Raw genomic sequence first — 21,873 nt, 5'->3', positions numbered from 1 at the left:
CAATTTTACGAATATTTAAGTCTATCTACATAGGCTATTACATCTTTTTCAGATTTTATTTTGTTTGGATATAGTTCCAGTATTCGAAATACAATAGCTCTGCTAATGCTTAAAGCACTTCCTTCTATCATTGGATCAGCGACAAGTTTGCCCCCATGAGTGCCAGCAGACCGTTCTGAATAAATCTTTTTTACTTCTACTATCAAGTCTTTTCTTTGACCTTGGGACTTTCCCAAAAAGAAGGCACAATATTCCGAAAGTGATGCAACAATAGATGGAGAAATAATTGCTTTTGAGTTACGAATGAGAATAGACTCCAATGCTGAGCAGTAACAAATTATGGACTCAATAGATGAATCACATAATAGCCCCTTACCAATCCAAGAGATTGCTTTGTTTAATCTATTTTCAATAGGTTTTAAATTTTGAGTTGGAACTAAAGAGAACAATTTTTTGACTTTGGAATTTTTAAAAAATTTATCATTTAAATCAATTTGATTATGAACCAAATTATGACGACTCCCACCTGTTGAAATTTGGCCATCTTCGCTTTTTACCATGTGGAACAAACGATTTTCTTTAGTTTGTCTGAGAATCCTTACTTCATGGCCACAATCTTTGCGGCCTAAAATAAAAGCGAACAGATATTCTAATGTCGTGAAAGTTTCATCAGCAATCTCAAGCGCACGTTCACGCGTTACAGATTTTATTTGAAAGCGAACTGTATACTCCGCAACATTTTCATTTTTAATAAAAGTCAAATTCAAAGAACTTTTATGCAAAAATTGGCGGTATGCATTCTTTCCTTTTTGAAATTTGAAGGGGTCAATTTCCCGATAATTTTTTGAAAGCTTAATGCCAAAAATATTTCGCATTATGTCAAAAGTTTTTGATGTTGCAGTAGGTAGTTGTTTTTTAACCTCATTAACAATCGTTTTTTCTGTTACATTTTCTTTACCAATGTTATTCAAAATTACGGAGTCAAGATTATTTTCGACATGCTTAATTGTATAATTGGCTTTAATGTCTTTAGTGCTATAAATGCGATGGACCAATTTAAAATAGGCAATTATTCCATCATGCCCTTGAATCATCCACACATTTGGCTGTAACCCACTTAGGCATCTTGTATCCCGTTGGTTGAAGCAGTCGGCATATGAGCCTTTCTTTAAATTGTTTTGAATTATCTCAAACTCAGTTGTCATATTTTTACCTGGCTAACGGCCCGGGTCAGCCGCGATAGTCGGATGGAACCGGATTGTTCCCGCCCAAGCGGCAACTTCATAAGGGCGGCTGACCCGGGCCGTTCCCGCCGCGCAGCGGCGGGAACAAGTTGATGTGTGGTTCTGTTTATCCTGTATATTTGAATGCTATTTGACCATATTAAAAAACTAAAACCTCAACCATCTTGCAAATCTTAACTTTCTAAAATCTCAACCATAGTTTCGTTATCATGAAACCTGCCAACATTCAACCATTTTGGAATTATGTTGCAACAAACCTTTTCCGGACCCAGGCAAACACCAGGGTGGTGTGTCCCCGGGCAGTGTAATGCACCAGGTTTTGTCTTGTGGGCGAGTTCAGGGTTGTGTTGGACTTAGATTCCCGGTGCACCTGGCCCACAAAATCCAGCACGGTCAGGCACTCTTTATCCGGGGCATGCCGCAAGCCCCCGGCCCAGCTGCTGGAGGAACACGGTGAGGCTCTGGGTGCGCCGCAGAGCTGTGTAATATGAATAAGGTACAATTTATGGATGAACTGGGCCGTATGGAAATAGCCGTGATAAATCTTGATGATGATCAAATCCTGGATGAGTTACAAAATGCGTGAAGCCATTGCAGTGCCTTGAACCGGTCAAAATCATCGGCTTTTACCAATGCCTGTGACCAGACCAGAGATTGAGGCCAGCCGTGCTTTTGCGCCACCTGCGGGACGGTAAAACCCTTCGATAAATCCGTATTTACCCATTTGGTAAATTCTAACATTTTGGGTAAATACCGTGATATGGTCTGCTGGGGCACCCGTTTTTTTATACGCGCCCCACCCGTGGCGCCTATCCAGGATCCGGTACCTGACCTTTGCCGGATTTCTTCTAACAGAGGCCCCCGTTGATGCCTATTACCTGGCCCGTGATATATCCGGCTTCAGGGGAGCAGAGAAAGGTGACGGCTGCGGCCACTTCCTCGGGTTTTCCTAAACGGCCCGCCGGGACGGACTGGACGATCTGTTCCAAAGGAAGACCGTCCATCATGTCTGTTTCAATGAAACCCGGGGCCACGGCATTCACCGTGATGTTGCGTTTGGCAATCTCTTTGGCCAGGGCCATGGTGGCACCGATAATCCCGGCTTTGGACGCCGAGTAATTCACCTGGCCGGCCTGGCCCATCTGGCCGGAAGCGGAGGTGATGTTAATCACTCTTCCCCTGCGTTTGGAGATCATCTTTTTGACCACGGGTTTGGTCAAATTGAAAAAACCGGTGAGGTTGGTATCCATGACCTGCTGCCAGGTTTCCGATTTCATCCGGACCAGGAGCATGTCGTCCCGGATCCCGGCATTGTTGACCAGGATGTCGATGAATCCTTTTTCTTTGTAGATGGTTTTTAAGGCGGCGTGGGCAGCGGCTTCGTTTGTGACGTCAAAGCACAGCAACGCCCCGTCGGAACCCGCGGCTCTGACCTGTTCAAGGGTTTTTTTTGCAGCTGTGGCATTGGATTTGTAGTTGATATATACGAACCGGCCGGACCGGGCCAGGTCCACGGCAATGGCCCGGCCGATACCCCGGCCGGCACCGGTCACCAGGGCGACTTCCCCGGGTGTCTGAATATCTGAAGTCATGGTCGCTCCTTCAGGGATTATTTGTCTGTTCTGGCTGCATAGACGGCGTTTTCAGCCGTGCCGCCGGTGAACGGGTTTTTGAAATTTACGGTGTGGGCATGAACTTCCGGGAACACGCTTTCCAGCAAATCGGTGAACGCTTTTTCCGGGGGATCGTCAGACCACAGGGCAAACACCCCGCCGGGATTCAGGTGCCCGGCCAGTTCATTCAAGCCGTCGGGCGTATAAAACCGGGTGTTGGTCCGGTGCAGGACCCGGTTGGGGGTGTGGTCGATGTCCAGAAGAATGATGTCCACCTTTTTTCCGGGAAAATCCGGATCAAATCCCTGGAGTACATCCCGGCTCCGGGCGAAAAAATCGTCATGGATCAGCCGGCACCGGGGATCTGTGCACAGCTGGTTTCCCAGGGGCACCAGATTGTTTTGGTGCCAGCTGATTACCGGTGCCAGGTATTCCACCACCACCAGAGAACGGACCCGCGGGTCTGCCAGGGCCGCCGCCGCCGTATATCCCAGGCCCAGGCCTCCCACCACCACAGTCAGGTCGGATTTTTTCATCATGGCCCGGCTGATTTCCGCCATTTTTGTTTCCGCCGCATGGAACAGGCTGGACATCAGAAAATCATCCCCCAGCTTGACCTCGTAAATCTGTCTGCCGTCCAGCTGCATCAGGCGGCGCCGTCTCAGGCTCAATTCCCCCAGCCGGGTGTGCTGACAATCCAGTTCTTCAAACAAAGGGTCCATACGTCTCCAAAATTTTTGGCACGGTCATGCAGTGCCTGTTGCAAATCAAATTGCTTTTCCGGGCTGGAACAGAACCGATTTCCGGCAAACAGATTCAGTCTGCTCTGGACCATAGCACAGGCGGCCCGGGATGTGAATTTCAAATTTTGCGGCCCGGGTCTTTTCCTGTGATCAAAAGAGCGCTTGATATGACGGCGCATGTGCTTTATTAATATGAGGTAAACATAAAATCCCAAAAAGGATACAGGAAAGCGTATGACCGATTTATTTGACACCACACAGATTAACAGCATGACACTGGCCAACCGGTTTGTCCGGTCCGCGACCTGGGAAGGGATGGCTGCGGATGACGGGGCTGTGACCTCCCGGTTGACAGACATTGTAACGGACCTTGCCGCAGGCGGGGTCGGCCTGATCATTTCCGGGCATTCCTATGTGCTGCCCGAAGGCCAGGCAGGCCCAAAGCAGATGGGCATATACAAGGATGAGCTGATCAACGGCCTGACATCCATGACCGATGCCGTGCACAAAGCCGGCGGAAAAATGGTGGCTCAGCTGGCCCATGCCGGCACGTTTGCCGCCGAAACCCTGACCCGGACCCCGCCCCATGTGGTATCCGTGTATGACGGCCTGGCAAAAACCCCCCGCCATGAACTGACCCTCTCAGATATTGAAAATCTTGTGTCCGCGTATGTGCGGGCGGCTGAACGGGCCAAAGAAGCCGGATTTGACGGGGTCCAGATCCATGCGGCCCACGGATACCTGTTCAGCCAGTTTCTGTCTCCGGTCTATAACCGGCGGCAGGATGCATACGGCGGGTCCATTGAAAACCGCAGCCGGGCGTTGTGCGACACCGTGGCTGCCGTGCGAAAGGCCGTGGGGACGGATTTTCCCGTGCTGGTGAAAATCAATGCCCAGGATGATGTGGACGGCGGCCTGACCCTGGAGGATTCCGTTGCGGCAGCCCGACTGCTGGCCCAGGCAGGCATTGATGCCATTGAGGTGTCCGGCGGGTTTCTCACCAGCAAAACATTGTCCCCCAGCCGGATGGGCATTAACAAGCCGGAAAAGGAAGCGTACTTTGAGCAGGGGGCTGCGGCATATAAACAGGCTTTGGACATTCCCGTCATCCTGGTGGGAGGGATCCGTTCCCTTGAAAAGGCAGGGGAACTGGTTGCCGGCGGTGTGACAGATTATATTTCCATGTGCCGGCCTTTGATCCGGGAACCCGGCCTGATCAACCGGTGGCGCAGCGGGGACACCCGCCCGGCCCTGTGCAGTTCGGACAACCTGTGTTTCCGTCCGGGATTCAGGGGGGAAGGTATCTATTGTGTGACCGAACAGCGGGAAAACACTGAATAAAGGCCATGCACGGCCTGGCGCAACACATTGTGTCTTGATGATCTTTCGTGATCTTCGTGTCCTTCGTGGTACAATGGATCGTTGATACATTCCTACCGGGCCGCATATTCTTTAGAGGAATTCAATGCAGGTGGATCTGAACAAACTGAAAACCTTCCATACCCTGGCAAAGGCTGAAAGCTACACGGGGTGCGCCCAGCGCCTGTGCCTGACCCAGTCCGCCGTCAGCCATGCCATCCGAAAACTGGAGGCGGATCTGGGGTATGACCTGGTGGACCGGGCCGGCCGAAAGTTCCGCCTCACCCGGGAAGGCGAATTTCTGTTTCAGCAGTGTGCCGGGATTTTTGACCGGATCGATGATACCCTGGACCGCCTGGCCGCCGGCAAAGGGCACCGGATCTCCCTCACTTTGGGGGCCCCGTCGGAGTTCGGGTCCTCCGTGCTCATCAAGGGCATGGCGCCGTTTTTGAACAAACACCCCCATGTGCATGTGGATTTTTTTCTGGACCCGTATCTGCTGGCGCCGCTGCTGTCGGATGACCTGGACATCATTGTGGACTGCATTCCCCATGTGCATGAAACCCTGGTGTGTGTGCCGTTGATGAGAGAAGAATATGTGGTGATCGCCAGCCGGTCGTATATGGATGATCACCGGATTCAATCCATTGCCGATTTGTCCCGGTGCCGCCTGCTGTCTTTTGACAAAGACCTGCGCTGGTGGAAGAATTTCATCAATGCCCTGGCCGGCCATGCGGATTTCGGGTGTGACACCGTGATCCGGATTTCCAGTGTCAGGGGCATTATCAATGCGGCCCTGGCATCCATGGGGGTGGGATTTGTTCCCCGGTACACAGTGCTCAAGGAGCTGGAAAGCGGTCAGCTCATGGAGCTGTTCCCGGACACGGAAGTGCTCAACGACCAGATCAACATCTACCTGAAAAAGCGCAATTTTGAAAAACCGCCTTTCCCGGACCTGATCCGGCACATCCGGTCGCTGCGCCTGCACTAATTGGAAAGGTGAATCGTAACAGAAGTGGAAGGAGACGATGCCATGGATCGACGAGATTTTCTGAAAAAAACCATCACCAGCGGGATCGCAGCCGGATCCACGCTGGTGTTCCCAAAAATGGGCCGGCTCTGGGCCGCCTCCCAGGGAGACGGCACTTCTGCCTGGGACCTGGTGGCCGTCCGGGGCGGAGAACCGGACAAGATGTTTGACAGTGCCATCGCCGCCATGGGCGGGATCCAGACCTTTGTGCCCAGAGGCAGCAAAGTTCTGGTCAAACCGAATATCGGCTGGGACGTGCCCCCGGAACGGGCCGGCAACACCCATCCGGCGCTGGTGAAGCGGATTGTGGAACATTGTCTGTCCGCCGGGGCAAAGGATGTGACCGTGTTTGACCACACCTGCGACAACTGGGTCCGGACCTATCGGAACAGCGGCATTGAAAAAGCCGTGAAAGATGCCGGGGGCAGAATCATCTCCGGTGACAGCAAAGGGTATTATCAGCAGGTGGACGTGCCCATGGGCAGACGGCTCGCCGAAGCCAGGGTGCACGAGGCCCTTCTGGAAGCGGATGTGTTCATCAATGTGCCCGTGTTGAAACACCACAGCTCTTCCATGGTCACTATCGGCATGAAAAACCTGATGGGCGTGGTGTGGGACCGTTGGTACTGGCATAGAAACGATCTTCACCAGTGCATTGCGGATTTTGCCTCTTTCCGGCCCCCGGACCTCACGGTGGTGGACGCTTATAATGTGATGATGCGCAACGGCCCCCGGGGGGTGTCCGTCAATGATGTGGTGTCCATGAAGGCCCAGGTGATCTCCACCGATTTTGTGGCGGCGGACGCGGCGGCCGCCAAACTGTTCGGCACGGAACCGGCCGACATCCGTCACATTCAGATCGCCTCGGACATGAATCTGGGGAAAATGAACCTGGCGGACCTGTCCATCAACCGGATCCGGTTGTGATCAGCCCGGACATCGATCGATCAGACTGCCAGAGAATCAGATGGTCACAGGATTGGACCTTGAAGATTGTCACAGGACCGGGCCCTGAATAGATGAAGATACGACATCTCAGACTGCTGCGGATATTTTTTGCTCTGGTGTTTTTTCTGCTGACCCTTTTTCTATTCCTGGATTTCAGGGATTCCGGGTTCCGGGCCATTGCCGGGGAAGTGCTGTATCTGCAGTTTGTGCCGTCCCTGCTCCAGTTTCTGGACACTGCCGCCATCGGGGCGGCAGGGTTCATCCTGGTGTTGATCCTCACCCTGATGTTCGGCCGGGTCTACTGTTCGTTTGTGTGCCCTCTGGGAATTTTCCAGGATATGGTCAGCCGTCTGGCACGAAAAAGGATTTCACGGCCGGGAAAAAAACAGAAAACACCCCGGTTTTCCTATTCCCGGCCCCATTATTTTCTCTGGTATGCAGTCCTGATTCTGACGGTGCTGGTTTTTCTGGCGGGCAGCGGGCTTGTGCTCAACCTGCTGGATCCCTTCAGCAGTTTCGGCCGGATGGTGTCAACGCTTTTCCGTCCCCTGGTGCTGGGTGCAAACAACCTGGGGGCTTTGGTGCTGGAGCAGGTGGGAAGCCATGCCCTTTACCGGGTCCGGTGGCCGGTATTTGTCCCGGCCGCCACCGGGATTGCCCTGGTCACACTCTTGGTGGTGGGATGGTTGAGTGCCCGCCATGGCCGTCTTTACTGCAACACGCTTTGTCCCGTGGGGGCGCTGCTGGGGCTGTTTTCAAAAATATCGTTGTTTCGGATCCGCATTTCCCCGGATGCCTGTGACAGCTGCCGAAGGTGCCAGCGGGTCTGCAAGGCCGGATGCATCGATCTTAAGGAAAAGACCGTGGATGTCCACCGCTGTGTGGCCTGTTTCAACTGCCTGGCTGCCTGTCCGGGACAGGGGATTGCCATCCAGAACCACTGGCGGCGGCCGACCCGCCAAAACCTGGCAAAACCCGGGCGCAGGGGGTTTTTGATCGGTCTGGCCGCAGCGGGCATGGGACTGGGGTCCAGCCGGGTGGATGCCGGCCTGGTCAATCCAGCTGATTCAGCTGATCCGGTCGATCCGGTCGATTCAGCGGTCCAGGCCCGGCCCACCACCATTCCGGAAACAAGAACCGGCCCGATTTCACCCCCCGGGTCCGTCAGCGTGGCCCGTTTTTCATCCCTGTGCACAGCCTGCCATCTGTGCGTTTCCGTGTGTCCGTCCCGGATCCTGGTCCCGGCGTTGCTCGATTATGGTCTGTCCGGCATGCTGCAGCCGAAAATGGATTTTCGATCCGGGCACTGCAACTATGATTGCAAGGACTGTCTGGAGGTCTGCCCCACGGGCGCCATCCTGCCCCTTTCCCGGGAAAACAAGCAGCAGGCCCAAGTGGGAGTGGCCCGATTCATCAAAGAAAACTGCGTGGTATATACGGACAACACCAATTGCGGGGCCTGTTCCGAGCATTGCCCCACCAAGGCCGTGGACATGGTTCATTATCTGACACTGCCGGACCGGGACCTGTTGATCCCAAAGGTGAATCCGGATATCTGCGTCGGGTGCGGGGGGTGTGAATATGCCTGCCCCACCAAACCCTACAAAGCCATTTATGTGGACGGGAATCCCGTTCACAGGAAAGCGAAAAAACCCGTGGAAAAGGCGGTGGAACAGCGGATCGATACCAGCGAAGAATTTCCTTTCTGATTCACTTGTCTGAAGAAAAAAAATCCAGAGCCGGGATATGGCGGATTCCTTTTCGGGGCGGCAAAGGCAAGTCATCCATGGTAATGATGTGCTTGGGATAATGGTCCTGTATGGACAGCAGGCTTTCAAACTCCCGGCAGTATGTCTCACTGCCCGGATCATTGATCGTCCACGCCACCTGATAATAGGCCCGGTCTCCGTTTTTTTGAGAAAGAAAATCCACCTCGCCCTTGCCGGTCCTGACCGTGGATATGGTGAAGCCTTTTCTTTTCAACGTCATATATACCAGATTTTCCAGCTGCTTGCCGTATCCCCCGAATCGTTGGTCCTTTTTCATGAAAACCAGGTCATTGAGGTAGATTTTCCTGGGGCCGGATTTCAGATAATCGTTTTTCTTATGGGAAAACACGGGGCATTCATGGATGAAAAAAGCTTCTTTCAAACATTCCAGGTAGTCGGACACTGTGTGGACGGATGCCCGTTTGCCGGATTCATCGATCAGATGGGCCATCTTGTTCCGGGACACCTCGTCCGAAGCCGAAGCACTGACATATTCCACGATTTTTTTCAGCAGCCGCACGTTCCGGATTTCGTATCGGGCCACGATATCCCGCATGATCACAGAATCAATGGTGGTTTCGATCAGATTGTTCCTTGCAAAGTGGTTGTCCGCCAGCACGATTTCAGGCATCCCGCCGTGGGTGAGATAAGTCAGGAGATTTTCCCGGGTTCCATCCTGTTGGGTGAAGGCGCAAAATTCAGTAAAGGAGAGGGGAAATACCCGGAGTTCGTGGCTCCTGCCTGCCAGGTAGGTGGCCAGTTCACCACTGAGGAGCTTTGAGTTTGAACCGGTGATGATGATCTTGTATTCAGCCGTATAATCTTCAAAAAATGATCCCACCAGTTTTTCCCAGTCCTTGATCTCCTGTACCTCGTCGATAAAAAGGTACATGCGCTGGCCAGTATCCACATTCAGATTTTTCTGCCAGGATGTCACCGCTTCCTGGAACCGGTCCGGATCTCTGAGAAAACCAAGCTCCCTGAGGAAGAGATTGGCATAAAAGATCTGGCAGGGAGGAACCTTCATCTGCCGGATCAGGTGATCCATAAACTGCCGGACAATAAAGCTTTTTCCCACCCGCCGCAATCCGGTCACAGTGACAATGGTTTTGCCGGTATTCAATCGGGCGAGCTGGTCCAGGTATATCGGCCGGGTGATACCCGTGCCTTTCACCGTTGCATCCCAGAAGTTGTATTTTTTCAGGGTCTGTATCATAAATTTTTCTCTGTGTTGTACTGCTAAATGTTTCAAGAAATATCAATTCTATGCAGTATGTTACAAAAATATTTAAATATCAAGGTTATTTTGCATTATATTGTATATCCGAAATAAGAAAAATCCACCTCTGGATATTTTCAAAAAGATGGGCATCCAGGGAAAACAGATGGATACGCCCCTGCTGGAAAAGCCCGGATCTGGCCACGGTGATTGAAAGACAATACCGGTTGAAGTCCTGAACCTGGAAACTGCCATGGGAATGGAGAGATAGATCAGCGGTTTGATCCATTTTTTAAAAATTAATCACTTGCCAGGTAGTATTTTCAATAGTATTTTTAAAGACACATCAGGAGGTACAAAATGGGAAAATTATCAAATATTATTCCGGTAAGTGATTTGAGGCGGGATGCGGCCAACCTTTTAAAACAATTAAAAGAAAATGATGAACCCTTAATCATCACCCAAAGAGGAAGGGCCACAGCGGTTATCATCGGTGTTGATGCCTATGAAAAATTTGAACATGAAAAAGAAATCCTTCGCCTGCTGGCAAAAGGGGACAAAGAAATTGAAGCAGGCAAAGGATATGACCAGGATTCTGTGCTTGCTGAAGCTGATAATCTTCTGGGCATTCCGACACCTGGAAAACAGTGCCCTTTCTGAAAAGATATTACCCCCCGGCCAGGGGACCATGCAGGGTCAAAACACCATCGGCTTCTAAAGGCGTGTCCACTGATACTTTCCGGCTGTCCAGAAAAATCATGGGCACCAGCAAAGGGCTGATGCCCTGGCCTGTCAGGACCTGCCGGACCAAAGTGCCTGCCTGCACCCGGATCCGGCTGGTCGGCTGTCCGGGCCTGCCGGCATCCCTGAGGATGCTCAGCAGGCTTTCAGACATATTCAGCGTGATGGTGATCATTCCACGGCCAGGTTGAACTTTTCCAGGGTTTCTCTGGTGGGAATCCCGTTTTTATCCCATCCCCGGGCCGCATAATATGCATCCAGCATCTCTTCGATCACGGCGAATTCCACCTTGTGGCCCTTGTTGGGGCCGGACGGGATGGGTTCTTCGTAAAAGCGCGGGGGCGGATAATCATATTTCCGGCCGAAATCCGGGATCTCTCTTTTATTGAACATCCGGTTCAAATGCCAGATTTTTTCAGAAAGATGCAGCAGGTCTTTGTTGAAATCCAGTTTTTTTCCCGTGGCACAATAATACAGTTCCTCATAATAATGGGTTTCCAGACCGATCTCCATATACTGGAGCCGGCAGGTGCCTAAGATGTCAAAGGCCGGCCGCAGATGCTGGGATTTGAGCACCAGGGGCACCACGTTTTTGTGGTCTGCCTTGGGGATGGTCTCGAAATTTGCGCCCTGGGAGATGAGATCATGGACATTGGCATCCTGGCTGCCGCCCACGGCATTGGCCACATCTGATCCCAGAACCCAGCACCGGTTGTGGTGGGCTCCCACATCCGCGGTCATGTATCCCAGCATCATGCCGGGCGCGTTTCTGGATTCATATCCGGTCCACTCCAGGCCTTTGACATGGATGGCAAATTTGTCGCTGTCACCCCCGATCTTTTCAGCGGCTTTTTTGACGCCGTTGGCCAGTATATCTCCGATGCCCTCTCTTTTTGCAATTTTTTTCAGGATATGGACGATGGAGTCAAGATCCCCCCATGTCACGTCCATGCCCATCTCTTGTTTTGAGATCAGGCCTTTTTCATAGCATTCCAGGGCAAAGGAAACCACGGCCCCGCCCGAGCAGGTGTCTAAGCCGAGTTCATCACATAACCAGTTGACATGGGCCACGGCATGGATGTCGGACAGTTCGCAGTTGCTGCCCACCAGGGCCAGGGTTTCGTATTCCGGGCCTTCCACATATTTGTTGCCCAGCGCGGTTTTTGACAGCCCGTATTTGCCGCAGGGAATGGGGCAGGAAAAACACCCTTTGTCCGTGATTTTCAGTTCGTCCAGGATGGCTTTGCCGTTGATCTTGTCGGCATAATCGCAATGGGAGGTGGCAAAGTTGCGGGTGGGTAAAGCCCCCACATCATTGCACCAGTTGGTGATACCGGCCGTGCCTTCCGGGGTCCAGCCTTTAAATCCGGGTTTTTCCCGGCACGCAGCATAGGTGGCCTTGCCTTTTTTCAAAAGCCCCTTGGGGTCGAACACGGGGATGTCTTGGGTGCCGCGCACGGCAATGGCCTTGATGTTTTTGGAGCCCAAAACCGCGCCGATGCCCGTGCGGCCGGCCTGGCGCCCGAAATCATGGGAGATGCAGGCAAAGTTGACCATTCGTTCCCCGGCCTCGCCGATGGTCAGAATCTGGAATTCCTGTCCCAGGTCATTTTTCAGGATCTCTTCCACCTCAGTGGAGCCTTTGCCCCACAAATGCCCGGCCGGCCGGATTTCCACGGTGTCGTTGTCAATGAAAAGATAGGACGGTTCTTTGGCCCGGCCCGTTAAAATGGTGACATCGTATCCGGCGTATTTCATGGTGACCCCGAAATGGCCGCCCATGTTGCTGTCGCCATATCCGCCCGTGGCCGGGGATTTGGCGGCAAAATGGGTTTTGCCGGCCGCCGGTAGAAACAGGCCGCTCAACGGCCCCATGGCAATGACAAACCGGTTGTCCGGGCCTAAAGGGTCTGTGCCGGCCGGAATTTCATCGTACAGAATTTTGGCCGTGAATCCCCGGCCCCCGATGAATTCATCCACCCATTCCTGTTTTAAGGGTTGTTTTTCAATGCTCCCGGTGCTCAGATCGATTCTCAGCGTGTGTCCGGCATATCCGTATAACATGATAATCCTCCTTTTCCCTCTATTTGAAGCTCAGTGCATCCCGGGGACACACTTCCACACACTGCCGGCAGTTGATGCATTTGTAGGGCATGCCGTCATCATCCACCATCATCACGTTTTCCGGGCAGGCGGAAACACATGCCAGGCACCCGTCGCATTTTTTCATGTCAATGCGCCAGGTGTCTTTGACCCGATGGATGGCCCCGGTGGGGCAGGCTTCGGCACACGCCCCGCACTGGTTGCAGATGGCCACCTGGAAAATGCCGGGCTCGGGAAACCGCGGCATGACCCGGAGCATGGCCTTGGACGGATTGATTATTTTCAGATTCTGCAATGAACACACCAGTTCGCAGGCCCGGCACCCGGAACAGGTTTCATGGTTGAATGATAGTGTCATCCCTGTCTCTCCTTGGCTTGAATGGTTGACCTTTTTTGACCCTGTTGCACCATAGCATGTCCGGGGTAAAAATGTATAACGCATTGTTTTCATGAAAGGATATGAATCCGATTCATATCAATTGCCGTTCAGCCGGTGCCATTGGGATGGATTCGTCCGAAGGCCCAGGCGGATTTCCGTGTCAGGCCATGCCTTTTTTGCGGTAGGTGCGCATCAATGATCCGTCGATAACAAAAAACAAAAGGATGGGCAGCAGCAGGAAAATCAGGGTCAGAATCGCGGCCAGGGACCGGTTGGAAGAAGCGAGCAGCGGCATCAGAAACCCGGTAAAAGAAGGCACGGTTCCCCCGCCCATGAGAAACACCAGAAAATATTCGGAAAACGCCACCAGAAACACCACACTGCCGCCGGCGATCATGGCCGGCACCAGCAACGGCAGCTCCACCTGCCAGAAAATCGCCACGGGACCGGCCCCCAGGTTTTTGGCACAAGTGCGATATTGTTCTCCCAGGGTCTGGAATCCCGCCACCAGGGCCCGGAACATGTAAGGGTAGGTGAACAGGGCCAGGATCAGAATCACCCCGGCCACGGTGTCAGCCAGAGACAGCCGGATGAACACCACATGCAGTCCCATGGCAAAAGTCATGGGCGGCACCAGGGCCGGGGTGAGCAGCAACGCTTCCAGCAACCGTTTGCCGGCAAACCGTTGTCTGGCAAAGGCAGCGGCCGGGGTCAGGCACATGACTAAGGTGACGAACACCGTGGCCAGGGAATAAAAAAACGAGGAAGCCAGCGCGGTCAGGATCTGATCCCGGTGGGTGATCAGAAACTCGATGCCCGTAAAAGAAAACCGTTTCGGCCACAAATCCGGAAACCGCCACCCCGGGGCCAGGCCCACCAGCACCAGGATGCCGGCAGGCAGGGCAAACAGGATCGCCAGCACCAGCAGGGTCAGCACGTGGGGGATGGGGCCGGTTTTTTTCACAGTTTTCTGACCCCGTTTTCCAGGCGGGTGACGGTCCTGGAATAGGCGATGATGAACACCACGGCAAAAAAGAGCATCAGCGTCAGGATGGCCATGGCTTCGGGCCGCCGGGCCAGATCATGCTTGAAGTACAGGTTATAGACATTCAGGCTGAGCATGCCGGGCCGGCTTTCGCTCAAAATGTAAGGAATGTCAAATGCCCCGAAACTGTATAGAAACAAGATGATAAAACTGGTGTGCATCGCCGGGGCCAGCCTTGGCAGTACAATGGAAAAAAAGATGCGCCGTTTCGATGCCCCCAGCATGGCTGCCGTCTGGATCTGCCGGACATCGAACCGCACCAGCAGGGCCAGAATCAAAAGCATGGCAAACGGGGTGCCTTTCAGGGTATAGGCCAGGATCATGCCTAAGCCCCAGCCGGAATACAAAACATTGGGAAAATCCGGCATGGACTGGATCAGGCCCAGGTGCCAGGCCAGAGAGGAAAGGATACCGGACCGGCTCCAGAAAATCAGCACCACAAATGCCACGGCAATATGGGGCAAAATCAGCGGGATTTTGTACACCAGGGCCGCCCCGGCCAGGGCTTTGGGCAGCTGCCAGACCCGGTAGGCCAGAAAGGTGCCGGCTGCCACGGAAGCAGCGGCAGACACCAGGGCCACGCCCAGGGAAAACCCAAAGGAGCCCAAAAAAGAGGGATCAGACAGGATCACGCCATAGGCCGCCAGGATCCCGCCGGTATGGGGCAGGGGGGTGAAGATTCCTAAGGACTGGCACACCGTCAGAAACACCCCGCCGCAGAACAGCACCACAAACGGCAGGATCAGGGGGCTGAGCTTCAGAATCAGTATGGCGGTCCGGCTAGGGGCCCAGAACATGGGTTTTCCAGTCCTGTTCCAGGGCTTCAAGATATTGGGCCGGTATCTCAGGCACGGCAACGGCAGCCAGCTGATCCGGTGTCAGGGTGGCGGGCCCTAAGTCCACGGTCTCAAACCGCTGCCGGTCCGATGCACTGAGCCGGTTCAGGTCCAGAACCGGAAAATCCCCCCAGTTCTCCGGTTGAAATTTGGATACCTGGGCATCCACGGACATCAGGAAATCTGCCAGCACCATGGCCCCGGCCTTGTTTGGGGCGTTAAAGGCAATGGCCGTGAAATGGGTGTTGAAAATAGCACCGTCTTTTAAGGCAAAGGTTCTGACCGTATCCGGATAACTGCCCTCCATAATCATGTTCTGGGCGTGGGGCGGATGATAGGACATGCTAAACGCCACCTCTCCCCTGGCAAACAGCGTATCCAGAAATGCGCTGTCCCTGGGATAGGTTCGTCCTTTCTGCCATAAAAACGGCTTGATCTGGTTGAGCCAGTCCCACAGCAACGGCGCGTTTTTTTCATACAGGTCCGGATCCCACCCGGCCATGTATTGGCCGTGCCCGCCCGTGACTGCATAGAAAATGTGGCGGATAAAAGCAGACCCTGTGAAATCCGGGGGCTGGGGATAGGTGAACTGTCCCGGGTTGTCCATGATCCACTGTTTGAGGGCCGCCACCGTGTCCGGGACAGTGTCCGTCCGGTCTGTGTCATACTCGAACACGAACTGGGCCCGGCCGAATGGGGCTTCAAATCCGTCCACAGGAAATCCGAAATCATGGGTGATGCTGTCCGGGTTCACATACTGCCGCACATGGGGCAAATGTCCGGCAAAGGGGCCGAACAGCAGGCCGGTTTCCTTCGCATTTTTAAAGTTTTCCCCGTTGATCCACAGCAGGTCGATGGTCCCCGTGGTTTTGCCGGCGGCTTTTTCGTTGAGCAGTTTGTTGATAAACACCCCGGCATCCATGGGGACCCGTTTCACATGGATGTCATAGCGCTGTTTCATCTCTTTGGCCACAAACGTGTCCACCCAGGTGTTGACATGGGTCCATCCCCCGTACATGTACCATTGGACCTGAGTCCCCCGGGCCTGTTCCAGGATCTGTTCGAACGGGGTGTCCGGCAGGATATCGCCGGATGCCCGGGCCGGCAGGGTAAACGGATGAAAGAACGGTATCACCAGCATCAACAGCAAAAAAGTCATGTTCCATCGCAGGGTCATAAGAACTCCTTTCAGTTTGGGTATATGACCGGTCAGTCAAAAAACCGGGTCAAAGGTTATATTTAAAACGGCCGATACCGCAAAGATACATGCTGACTGCTTTCAAACCGGTCATTCTGGCTGTAGATGGTGTAGGTCTGAGAGCCGACGGTTACCGTATACACGGTGTAGTGGCCGGCAAAGGTTTTTTCCGTGATGCGGCCGAATCCCTCCGGGTCTGCAATAATGGCCAGGTTTTCGGGCCGGGCCGGAAGCGGGGTCCCGTTCAGCGGGCCGGCCACGGCCTCATCCACCCGGAACAACGGGAACAGCGCCGGCGGAATTTTATTCACGGGGCCCAGAAACCGGGCCACAGCCGGGGTGGCCGAATGGAAATACACCTGCCGGGGGGTATCGAACTGCTGAACCCGGCCGTCCAGCAAAACCCCGATGCGGTCGGACATGGCAAAGGCTTCTTCCAGGTCATGGGTGACACTGATTGTGGGAATGCCGAATGCCTGCTGGGTGGTGCGGATGAAGCGGGCCGTCTCCATTTTCAGGTTCCGGTCCAGGTTGGCAAAAGGCTCATCCAGCAAGAGCACGGCCGGGTTCACGATCATGGCACGGGCAATGGCCACCCGCTGTTTCTGGCCGGCGGACAGCTGGGCCGGATACTGGTCTGCCTGGGGGGCCAGTTTAAAATAGTCCAGCATCTGATCCACCTGGTTTTTGATCTGGTTTTTTCCCATGTGCCGGGCCTTGAGACCGAATCCGATATTCTGTCTCACCGTCATGGCGGGAAACAGCACATAATCCTGGAACACAATGATCACGGGGTGGTGTTTGGTCACGGGGTGGGAAAATATCACCTGTCCTGTGTCCGGAGCCTCCAGTCCGGCGATGATTTTGAGCAGGGTGGTCTTGCCGGCCCCGGACGGCCCTACAATGGAAACCAGCTCCCTGGCGTTCACGGCAAAGCCGATGGATTCCAGAACGGGCTGGTGTTTAAAGGATTTGCCTATGTGACGGAGTGTAATATACATGGGATATCCGACAGATACTGCTGAATTTTGGCAAAGGTGTCCGGGTTCCGGATGGGCCGGTCGGTCTGTGTGTATTCATACCAGGCCATGAAGCACCAGGACAGGGCCCGCAGCAGAATGGTTTTTTCCATGACATGGGATTTTTCCGCAAGATCATCAAACGGCATGTCCGGGCATGCCTGCTGGTGGTAGGCGGACAGAAATCGGTGCCGGTCTTTCCGGCTCAGAACGATGTCGGTTTTCCACAGCGTGGTGGTGGGTACCATGAAATGGCCCAGGTCCTGGTACCGGCAGGAGACCACGGCCTTTTCCCAGTCCACCAGGCAGGCCCGGTCCGGACTGATGAGAAAATTGCCGGAGTTCACTTCCGTGTTCACCAGGCACAAGGGTTCTGCGTCAAACAGGGGCCGGGTGGTTTCAGCCAGAGCCAGGACGGTGTCGTAATAGGCCAGGATCTGTTCCTTTTCCTTTGTAAGCGGGTGGTCGCTAAACCGGTGGAGCAGGCCATAGCTTTCCCGGGCAATATCGCTCACGGGGTCTGCCTGGACGATCAGACTGTCCGGTACAGATACCGTGTGAATCCGGGCAAAGACGTGGGCTGCTTTTTCCAGGTCCCGGCAGTAATCCAGGGGCTCGCCAGGGATGAATTCCATGAGCAGGACCCCACCTCCCAAGGGATCGGGCCGGGGATGGCAGGCCAGGGGTTTTGGCGTGACCCCGGAATCCGCCAGGGCCGTGAGCACCTGGTATTCGTAAGCGATCTGATCATCTCCCAGGCCCAGCTGGCTGCCGTGGTTGATGCGCAGGACATACTGCCGGGCACCTGATTCGATCAGATAGTTGGCATTGTATTCCCCGGCCGCCAGAAAAGAAACGCGAAAAGGCGAAGACACCCAGCCGGTATCTGTTAGAAACTGCTGTATCTGTTCCAGTCTGTCGGTATCCGGCATGGTTGTGTCGCTTAAGCTCCCCTGGGGATTTAATTGTAAACAGCGGTGTATCCGTTCAGATTTTTTGTCTGGATTTGATCGTCTCTTTTTTCCGATCCAGCTGCCGGGGTTATACCATCTTTGGGATCAGGGGTAAATTTTTTTTAGAAATTGTCTGATGCGAGGGTCCTGCGGTACCATCAAGGGATAGATTGGCTTTCATATTGAACCCGGATTCAGGTTTCTGTCAAGAAAGATAGCATTTTTGGGTGGTATTGACTAGATGGTGTATTGGTGTTATTGTGCTATTGAACAATGAAAAAATCACTTTGATTGGAGGTACCCATGAGCCGTCTCACCATCACCCTTGACGATGATCTGCATCAGGCACTTAAAGAAACGGCTGCCCGGCAGGGACGCAGCATCGGGAAAATTATCGAGGAAAGCCTTGTTCTCCGGGGGATTAAATCGATGACTCACGCAAGACAACTGGTGGAGAAGGCCCGGATCAGGGCCGGCTGCACTGATGAAGAAGCAATCCGCCTTGCCGTTGAGGAAACCCGCGACCTTTGCACCCGATGAAAAAATCGGTCTTGATTATTGATACCGATGTGGTCGCAGCCGGACTCATCACTTCCCGGCCGGACAGTCCCACTGCACAGATTCTGGATGGCATGATCAATGGCAGGTTGGTTTTTCTTTTGTCTCCGGCGCTGCTCGATGAATACCGGCAGATATTGCTGAGACCCAAACTGGTCCGGCTTCATGGTCTGACAGAACCGGAGATAGGGCTGATTCTGACGGAAATTACTGCCAATGCCATCTGGCGGGATCCTCCTGCCGACAATGAACATATCCCGCCGGACCTTCAGGATTCCCATCTGTGGGCGCTTCTGGCATCAGAGCCGGCAGCGGTTCTGATCACGGGAGATCATCTGCTCATTGAAAAACCCAGACCCGGCAGTTCAGTCATATCCCCGGCAGTATGGCTGGCCCATTTTGCCAACTGACCGCCGGAATCGTGCCGGGCATAAAAAAAGCCCCTGGACGGCGAACCATCCAGGGGCTTTGGGTCAGACTATATAAACGCGGTGATTACACCACAGTTACATTCGTCGCAGCGGGTCCACGCTGGCCTTCAGAGATGTCAAAGGAAACCCGGTCTCCCTCGTTGAGGGATTTGAAACCCATGGCATTAATGCCTGAGTGATGCACGAACACATCTTTTCCACCGTCTTCCTGCTCAATAAATCCAAACCCTTTTGCGTCGTTAAACCATTTTACTGTACCGTTGGCCATGTTGGCTTTCTCCTAAAAAAATAAAAAATAATAATAAATCGCTTCGTACTTTGAGGGAATAAATCACAGATTGAATCTTGATTAACACCGGAAAGATTGAAACATTGGTGTATAATACAGGGTTTAAAAATAAAGTCAACCTTTAATTTGTATGTCCGTAATGAGCTTTGCCTGGTTTAGAAATCAAACCCCACCGTCATCAAAGCCGTAAAAGGGGCGCCAACGTAATAACTGGTGCTTCCGGCCCGGCTGTCATCCATGGCATTGATCACCGACACATATTCCTTGTCAAACAGGTTGGTCAGTTCCAGGGATAGCTTGAGTTTGTCCAAAAAAGAAAAATTGTTGAAGGTGTAGCCCATTTTCAGGTCCGCCACCACATAATCATCGATCTTTTCGGTGTGCTCGGCGTCCCCGTACCGGGTGCCCAGGTACCGGACCATGGGAATCACTTCGAAATCTTTCCAGGTGTATATCAACCCGGTTTTGACAGTCCATTCAGGGGTATCCAGTACCTGTTTGTCCTTTGTGTTGCGGACAGCACCCTGAAATACCAGGTCGTCATCGTAGGTCAATGCCGTATAGCAAGGGTTGAAAAACAGGTTCAGGTGGTCAGTGATCAGAAAATTGGACTCGATTTCGACCCCGTACCCGGTGGCATCGCCAACGTTCTGGAAGTAGCTTTGATTCACCCTTGGGTCGTAAACCGTGGTCAACAGATTCTGGTGCCTGGAATAAAACAGGGTCGGCACCACCTCGAAACGGTCGTACCGGAACCGGGCGCCGACTTCGAAGTTGTCCGAGATTTCCATGTCATAGCCGCTGAACATATCATTGAGAGTCACCCCGGCTGCCTGGAATGCGGCCCGGTTCTGGTTGTAGATGTTGACCAGCGGGACATAGGCATAGGGCCGGATCTGGTTGCGCCCGTAACTGGCATTCAATTCCAGGTTGTGTGTCAGCCGAAAGGCCGCACCCAGTGTCGGAAGAATTTCTTCATAGGTTTTTTCTTCCCGGAAAAGATCCGAAGCTGCCGTGAGCGTATAGTCAGGCGCGGAAGCGACATATCCCTGGCCGGCAGGATCCGTGTAGTGAAAATATTTGAGGCCGGCCTGCCAGTCGAACCGTCCGATGCTGCCGGCCAGTTTCAGGAACGGACTGTGGACCATTCCTTTGTCCTCACTTTTCATGTACATGCCGTATCCTTTGAACGCAAAGGTGACCGGGTCGTAGTTCTGCTGCCGGATCACCATGTCGGACACCTCGGCCCAGTATCCTAAAGAGGCCGTGCCCCATGAAAAGTGAGAATCCAGTCGAGTGATCATGCCGTACCTTTCAATGTCCCGCTGCCGTTTGATGACAATGCCGCCCTGGGAAGCAGATCCCTGGAAAATTTCAGTGTCCTCATCCGTGAAGTAAGGCTTGAACATAAACCGGAATTTGTCAGAAAGCGTGACCGGCAGTTCAGCCAGAAAATCCCGGTTGGCATAATCGCCCCGGTTGTATCGGTAATAGTTGATATCTTCGTTCTTGTTTCCGGTCAGACCCGTGTTGTAATCTTGGTCGTAAAAGCGGCTCAGAGACGTGACTTCACTATAAGTCAACGGCCGGTACAGATCCTGTTTCAGGTCATTGGCGTTGAACCAGAATTTAACTTCATCCCCGGTGGGGAGAGGTTGGCGTACCATCAGGTTGGCATTTTTCCTGGGGCCTAAATCACCGGGGCCTTTCCATTTTTCCGCATCTGTATGGGAAAGGGAAAGGGACAGCCCGGTCCTCGTTCGAGGCAGGTTTCCGGAACCCAGCCGGATAAAGCTCCGGGTGTAATTGCCGGTGCCGATTCCCTGGCTGACATTCATCCCGAATTTCTGTTCCGGCCATCGGGGCCTGAGTTCCACAGCCCCACCCCGGGCACCGACCCCGGTGCCAAGATCCGCCGGGACCGCCCCTTTGTATACGGCAATGCTGTCGAAATTTTCCATGTCATAGATATATTCCCGGGGCCCCATGGGGTTGCCGCCGTAGTTGGGGACTCCCGCCACGGTCATGGCACCCAGAAATCCGCGGACCCCCCGGACCCGGATATTTTTCTGTTCGGCCGCCAGTCCGTAGGGGTCGATACTTTCCACGGAGATGCCGGGAAGAATATTGATCGCCTCATAAACGCTGACTGCTGCCTTGCTTCCCAGTGCATCCAGACCCTCCCGGGTGATCTCGCTTCCCGTGTAGACCGTTTCATTGGTCTGCTTGGTGGGGGTCACCAGTTTGGTGGCGGTTACCACCACATCATCCAGAACCATTATGTCTGTGTCGGATTCCCCGGCACCGGCGGAAAGGGCCGACATCACCAGACAAACCACCATGAACTGTTGCAAGAATTTCATTTTTCAATACCTCCCGCTATCATTCGCGCATGG

At 53.4% G+C, this 21,873-nt stretch carries 23 protein-coding genes; 8 read left to right on the top strand and 15 right to left on the bottom strand.

The annotated features are described in order from the left end of the window. Window positions 1-5: 5 nt before the first annotated feature. Window positions 6-1,205: a HEPN domain-containing protein gene (locus tag DPO_RS02525; RefSeq protein ID WP_006964077.1), complete on the bottom strand. Its 1,200-nt coding sequence runs from the start codon at window positions 1,203-1,205 to the stop codon at window positions 6-8. Between the two features lie 280 nt (window positions 1,206-1,485). Beyond that, complete coding sequence (locus DPO_RS24360; RefSeq protein ID WP_083911960.1) at window positions 1,486-1,668, bottom strand: hypothetical protein; 183 nt, start codon at window positions 1,666-1,668, stop codon at window positions 1,486-1,488. A gap of 63 nt (window positions 1,669-1,731) precedes the next feature. Between DPO_RS24360 and DPO_RS26660 the strand changes: the two genes are divergently transcribed. After that, window positions 1,732-1,830, top strand: coding sequence for a hypothetical protein (locus DPO_RS26660; RefSeq protein WP_083911959.1), 99 nt, complete (start codon window positions 1,732-1,734; stop codon window positions 1,828-1,830). Between the two features lie 262 nt (window positions 1,831-2,092). On the opposite strand, the gene fabG is transcribed toward DPO_RS26660, so the two are convergent. Further along, complete coding sequence (gene fabG, locus DPO_RS02510) at window positions 2,093-2,836, bottom strand: 3-oxoacyl-ACP reductase FabG (protein ID WP_006964075.1); 744 nt, start codon at window positions 2,834-2,836, stop codon at window positions 2,093-2,095. 17 nt (window positions 2,837-2,853) lie between these two features. After that, a complete protein-coding gene (locus tag DPO_RS25470) occupies window positions 2,854-3,579 on the bottom strand; it encodes a polyamine aminopropyltransferase (protein WP_006964074.1) in 726 nt (241 codons plus the stop codon). A 255-nt stretch (window positions 3,580-3,834) separates the two neighbouring features. Here DPO_RS25470 and DPO_RS02495 point away from each other — a divergent pair, with 255 nt between their 5' ends. From DPO_RS02495 to DPO_RS02480, 4 genes are all read left to right on the top strand, one after another. Next, window positions 3,835-4,941, top strand: a complete 1,107-nt coding sequence (locus DPO_RS02495; RefSeq protein ID WP_006964073.1) for an NADH:flavin oxidoreductase — start codon at window positions 3,835-3,837, stop codon at window positions 4,939-4,941. 124 nt (window positions 4,942-5,065) lie between these two features. Beyond that, complete coding sequence (locus tag DPO_RS02490) at window positions 5,066-5,950, top strand: LysR family transcriptional regulator (RefSeq protein ID WP_006964072.1); 885 nt, start codon at window positions 5,066-5,068, stop codon at window positions 5,948-5,950. Window positions 5,951-5,992: 42 nt separating this feature from the next. Then, window positions 5,993-6,916, top strand: coding sequence for a DUF362 domain-containing protein (locus tag DPO_RS02485; RefSeq protein WP_006964071.1), 924 nt, complete (start codon window positions 5,993-5,995; stop codon window positions 6,914-6,916). 92 nt (window positions 6,917-7,008) lie between these two features. Then, window positions 7,009-8,646: a 4Fe-4S binding protein gene (locus DPO_RS02480; RefSeq protein ID WP_006964070.1), complete on the top strand. Its 1,638-nt coding sequence runs from the start codon at window positions 7,009-7,011 to the stop codon at window positions 8,644-8,646. A gap of 1 nt (window position 8,647) precedes the next feature. On the opposite strand, the gene DPO_RS02475 is transcribed toward DPO_RS02480, so the two are convergent. Next, window positions 8,648-9,922, bottom strand: coding sequence for an ATP-binding protein (locus tag DPO_RS02475; protein WP_006964069.1), 1,275 nt, complete (start codon window positions 9,920-9,922; stop codon window positions 8,648-8,650). 363 nt (window positions 9,923-10,285) lie between these two features. Here DPO_RS02475 and DPO_RS02465 point away from each other — a divergent pair, with 363 nt between their 5' ends. Then, window positions 10,286-10,585 (top strand): type II toxin-antitoxin system Phd/YefM family antitoxin, encoded by a 300-nt coding sequence (locus DPO_RS02465; protein WP_006964068.1) that lies wholly within the window; start codon window positions 10,286-10,288, stop codon window positions 10,583-10,585. Between the two features lie 7 nt (window positions 10,586-10,592). Here DPO_RS02465 and DPO_RS02460 read toward each other — a convergent pair whose 3' ends face one another. The 8 genes from DPO_RS02460 to DPO_RS02425 form a co-directional block, all read right to left on the bottom strand. Then, entirely contained in the window at window positions 10,593-10,841 is a 249-nt protein-coding gene (locus DPO_RS02460) for a hypothetical protein (RefSeq protein ID WP_006964067.1), read from the bottom strand. Continuing rightward, on the bottom strand, window positions 10,838-12,730 hold the full coding sequence (locus tag DPO_RS02455) for an aldehyde ferredoxin oxidoreductase family protein (protein WP_006964066.1): 1,893 nt from the start codon (window positions 12,728-12,730) through the stop codon (window positions 10,838-10,840). The genes DPO_RS02460 and DPO_RS02455 overlap by 4 nt, the downstream gene beginning before the upstream one ends. Before the next feature lie 19 nt (window positions 12,731-12,749). After that, on the bottom strand, window positions 12,750-13,127 hold the full coding sequence (locus DPO_RS02450) for a 4Fe-4S dicluster domain-containing protein (protein ID WP_006964065.1): 378 nt from the start codon (window positions 13,125-13,127) through the stop codon (window positions 12,750-12,752). 181 nt (window positions 13,128-13,308) lie between these two features. Then, complete coding sequence (locus DPO_RS02445; RefSeq protein ID WP_006964064.1) at window positions 13,309-14,112, bottom strand: ABC transporter permease; 804 nt, start codon at window positions 14,110-14,112, stop codon at window positions 13,309-13,311. Next, a complete protein-coding gene (locus DPO_RS02440) occupies window positions 14,109-14,990 on the bottom strand; it encodes an ABC transporter permease (RefSeq protein ID WP_006964063.1) in 882 nt (293 codons plus the stop codon). The genes DPO_RS02445 and DPO_RS02440 overlap by 4 nt, the downstream gene beginning before the upstream one ends. Beyond that, on the bottom strand, window positions 14,974-16,206 hold the full coding sequence (locus DPO_RS02435) for an ABC transporter substrate-binding protein (protein WP_006964062.1): 1,233 nt from the start codon (window positions 16,204-16,206) through the stop codon (window positions 14,974-14,976). The genes DPO_RS02440 and DPO_RS02435 overlap by 17 nt, the downstream gene beginning before the upstream one ends. Window positions 16,207-16,268: 62 nt before the next feature. Next, window positions 16,269-17,228, bottom strand: a complete 960-nt coding sequence (locus tag DPO_RS02430; RefSeq protein WP_006964061.1) for an ABC transporter ATP-binding protein — start codon at window positions 17,226-17,228, stop codon at window positions 16,269-16,271. Next, the gene (locus DPO_RS02425) at window positions 17,204-18,178 is read right to left on the bottom strand and encodes a phosphotransferase family protein (RefSeq protein WP_006964060.1); all 975 of its coding nucleotides are present in this window, start codon (window positions 18,176-18,178) and stop codon (window positions 17,204-17,206) included. Before DPO_RS02425 ends, DPO_RS02430 begins: the two co-directional genes overlap by 25 nt. A 324-nt stretch (window positions 18,179-18,502) precedes the next feature. Here DPO_RS02425 and DPO_RS02420 point away from each other — a divergent pair, with 324 nt between their 5' ends. Continuing rightward, a complete protein-coding gene (locus DPO_RS02420; protein ID WP_006964059.1) occupies window positions 18,503-18,739 on the top strand; it encodes a ribbon-helix-helix protein, CopG family in 237 nt (78 codons plus the stop codon). Window positions 18,740-18,750: 11 nt separating this feature from the next. Beyond that, window positions 18,751-19,167, top strand: coding sequence for a putative toxin-antitoxin system toxin component, PIN family (locus tag DPO_RS02415; protein WP_201765583.1), 417 nt, complete (start codon window positions 18,751-18,753; stop codon window positions 19,165-19,167). An 85-nt stretch (window positions 19,168-19,252) separates the two neighbouring features. Here the strand turns inward: DPO_RS02415 and DPO_RS02410 are convergent, their stop codons facing one another. After that, window positions 19,253-19,456: a cold-shock protein gene (locus DPO_RS02410; protein ID WP_006964057.1), complete on the bottom strand. Its 204-nt coding sequence runs from the start codon at window positions 19,454-19,456 to the stop codon at window positions 19,253-19,255. A gap of 176 nt (window positions 19,457-19,632) precedes the next feature. Further along, window positions 19,633-21,840, bottom strand: a complete 2,208-nt coding sequence (locus tag DPO_RS02405; RefSeq protein ID WP_006964056.1) for a TonB-dependent receptor — start codon at window positions 21,838-21,840, stop codon at window positions 19,633-19,635. Between the last annotated feature and the right edge of the window lie 33 nt (window positions 21,841-21,873).

Origin of the sequence: Desulfotignum phosphitoxidans DSM 13687 (assembly GCF_000350545.1) — a bacterium.
Taxonomy (GTDB): domain Bacteria; phylum Desulfobacterota; class Desulfobacteria; order Desulfobacterales; family Desulfobacteraceae; genus Desulfotignum; species Desulfotignum phosphitoxidans.
Note: the sequence above shows the minus strand (reverse complement) of the source record. Positions and strands in the feature narration are given on the sequence as shown.

Bases quoted from the DNA above. Each gene is read 5' to 3' on its own strand.
- DPO_RS02525 (WP_006964077.1), bottom strand. From the start codon at position 1,205: ATGACAACTGAGTTTGAGATAATTCAAAACAATTTAAAGAAAGGCTCA.
- DPO_RS26660 (WP_083911959.1), top strand. From the start codon at position 1,732: ATGAATAAGGTACAATTTATGGATGAACTGGGCCGTATGGAAATAGCC.
- fabG (WP_006964075.1), bottom strand. From the start codon at position 2,836: ATGACTTCAGATATTCAGACACCCGGGGAAGTCGCCCTGGTGACCGGT.
- DPO_RS25470 (WP_006964074.1), bottom strand. From the start codon at position 3,579: ATGGACCCTTTGTTTGAAGAACTGGATTGTCAGCACACCCGGCTGGGG.
- DPO_RS02495 (WP_006964073.1), top strand. From the start codon at position 3,835: ATGACCGATTTATTTGACACCACACAGATTAACAGCATGACACTGGCC.
- DPO_RS02490 (WP_006964072.1), top strand. From the start codon at position 5,066: ATGCAGGTGGATCTGAACAAACTGAAAACCTTCCATACCCTGGCAAAG.
- DPO_RS02485 (WP_006964071.1), top strand. From the start codon at position 5,993: ATGGATCGACGAGATTTTCTGAAAAAAACCATCACCAGCGGGATCGCA.
- DPO_RS02480 (WP_006964070.1), top strand. From the start codon at position 7,009: ATGAAGATACGACATCTCAGACTGCTGCGGATATTTTTTGCTCTGGTG.
- DPO_RS02475 (WP_006964069.1), bottom strand. From the start codon at position 9,922: ATGATACAGACCCTGAAAAAATACAACTTCTGGGATGCAACGGTGAAA.
- DPO_RS02465 (WP_006964068.1), top strand. From the start codon at position 10,286: ATGGGAAAATTATCAAATATTATTCCGGTAAGTGATTTGAGGCGGGAT.
- DPO_RS02460 (WP_006964067.1), bottom strand. From the start codon at position 10,841: ATGATCACCATCACGCTGAATATGTCTGAAAGCCTGCTGAGCATCCTC.
- DPO_RS02455 (WP_006964066.1), bottom strand. From the start codon at position 12,730: ATGTTATACGGATATGCCGGACACACGCTGAGAATCGATCTGAGCACC.
- DPO_RS02450 (WP_006964065.1), bottom strand. From the start codon at position 13,127: ATGACACTATCATTCAACCATGAAACCTGTTCCGGGTGCCGGGCCTGC.
- DPO_RS02440 (WP_006964063.1), bottom strand. From the start codon at position 14,990: ATGTTCTGGGCCCCTAGCCGGACCGCCATACTGATTCTGAAGCTCAGC.
- DPO_RS02435 (WP_006964062.1), bottom strand. From the start codon at position 16,206: ATGACCCTGCGATGGAACATGACTTTTTTGCTGTTGATGCTGGTGATA.
- DPO_RS02430 (WP_006964061.1), bottom strand. From the start codon at position 17,228: ATGTATATTACACTCCGTCACATAGGCAAATCCTTTAAACACCAGCCC.
- DPO_RS02425 (WP_006964060.1), bottom strand. From the start codon at position 18,178: ATGCCGGATACCGACAGACTGGAACAGATACAGCAGTTTCTAACAGAT.
- DPO_RS02420 (WP_006964059.1), top strand. From the start codon at position 18,503: ATGAGCCGTCTCACCATCACCCTTGACGATGATCTGCATCAGGCACTT.
- DPO_RS02410 (WP_006964057.1), bottom strand. From the start codon at position 19,456: ATGGCCAACGGTACAGTAAAATGGTTTAACGACGCAAAAGGGTTTGGA.
- DPO_RS02405 (WP_006964056.1), bottom strand. From the start codon at position 21,840: ATGAAATTCTTGCAACAGTTCATGGTGGTTTGTCTGGTGATGTCGGCC.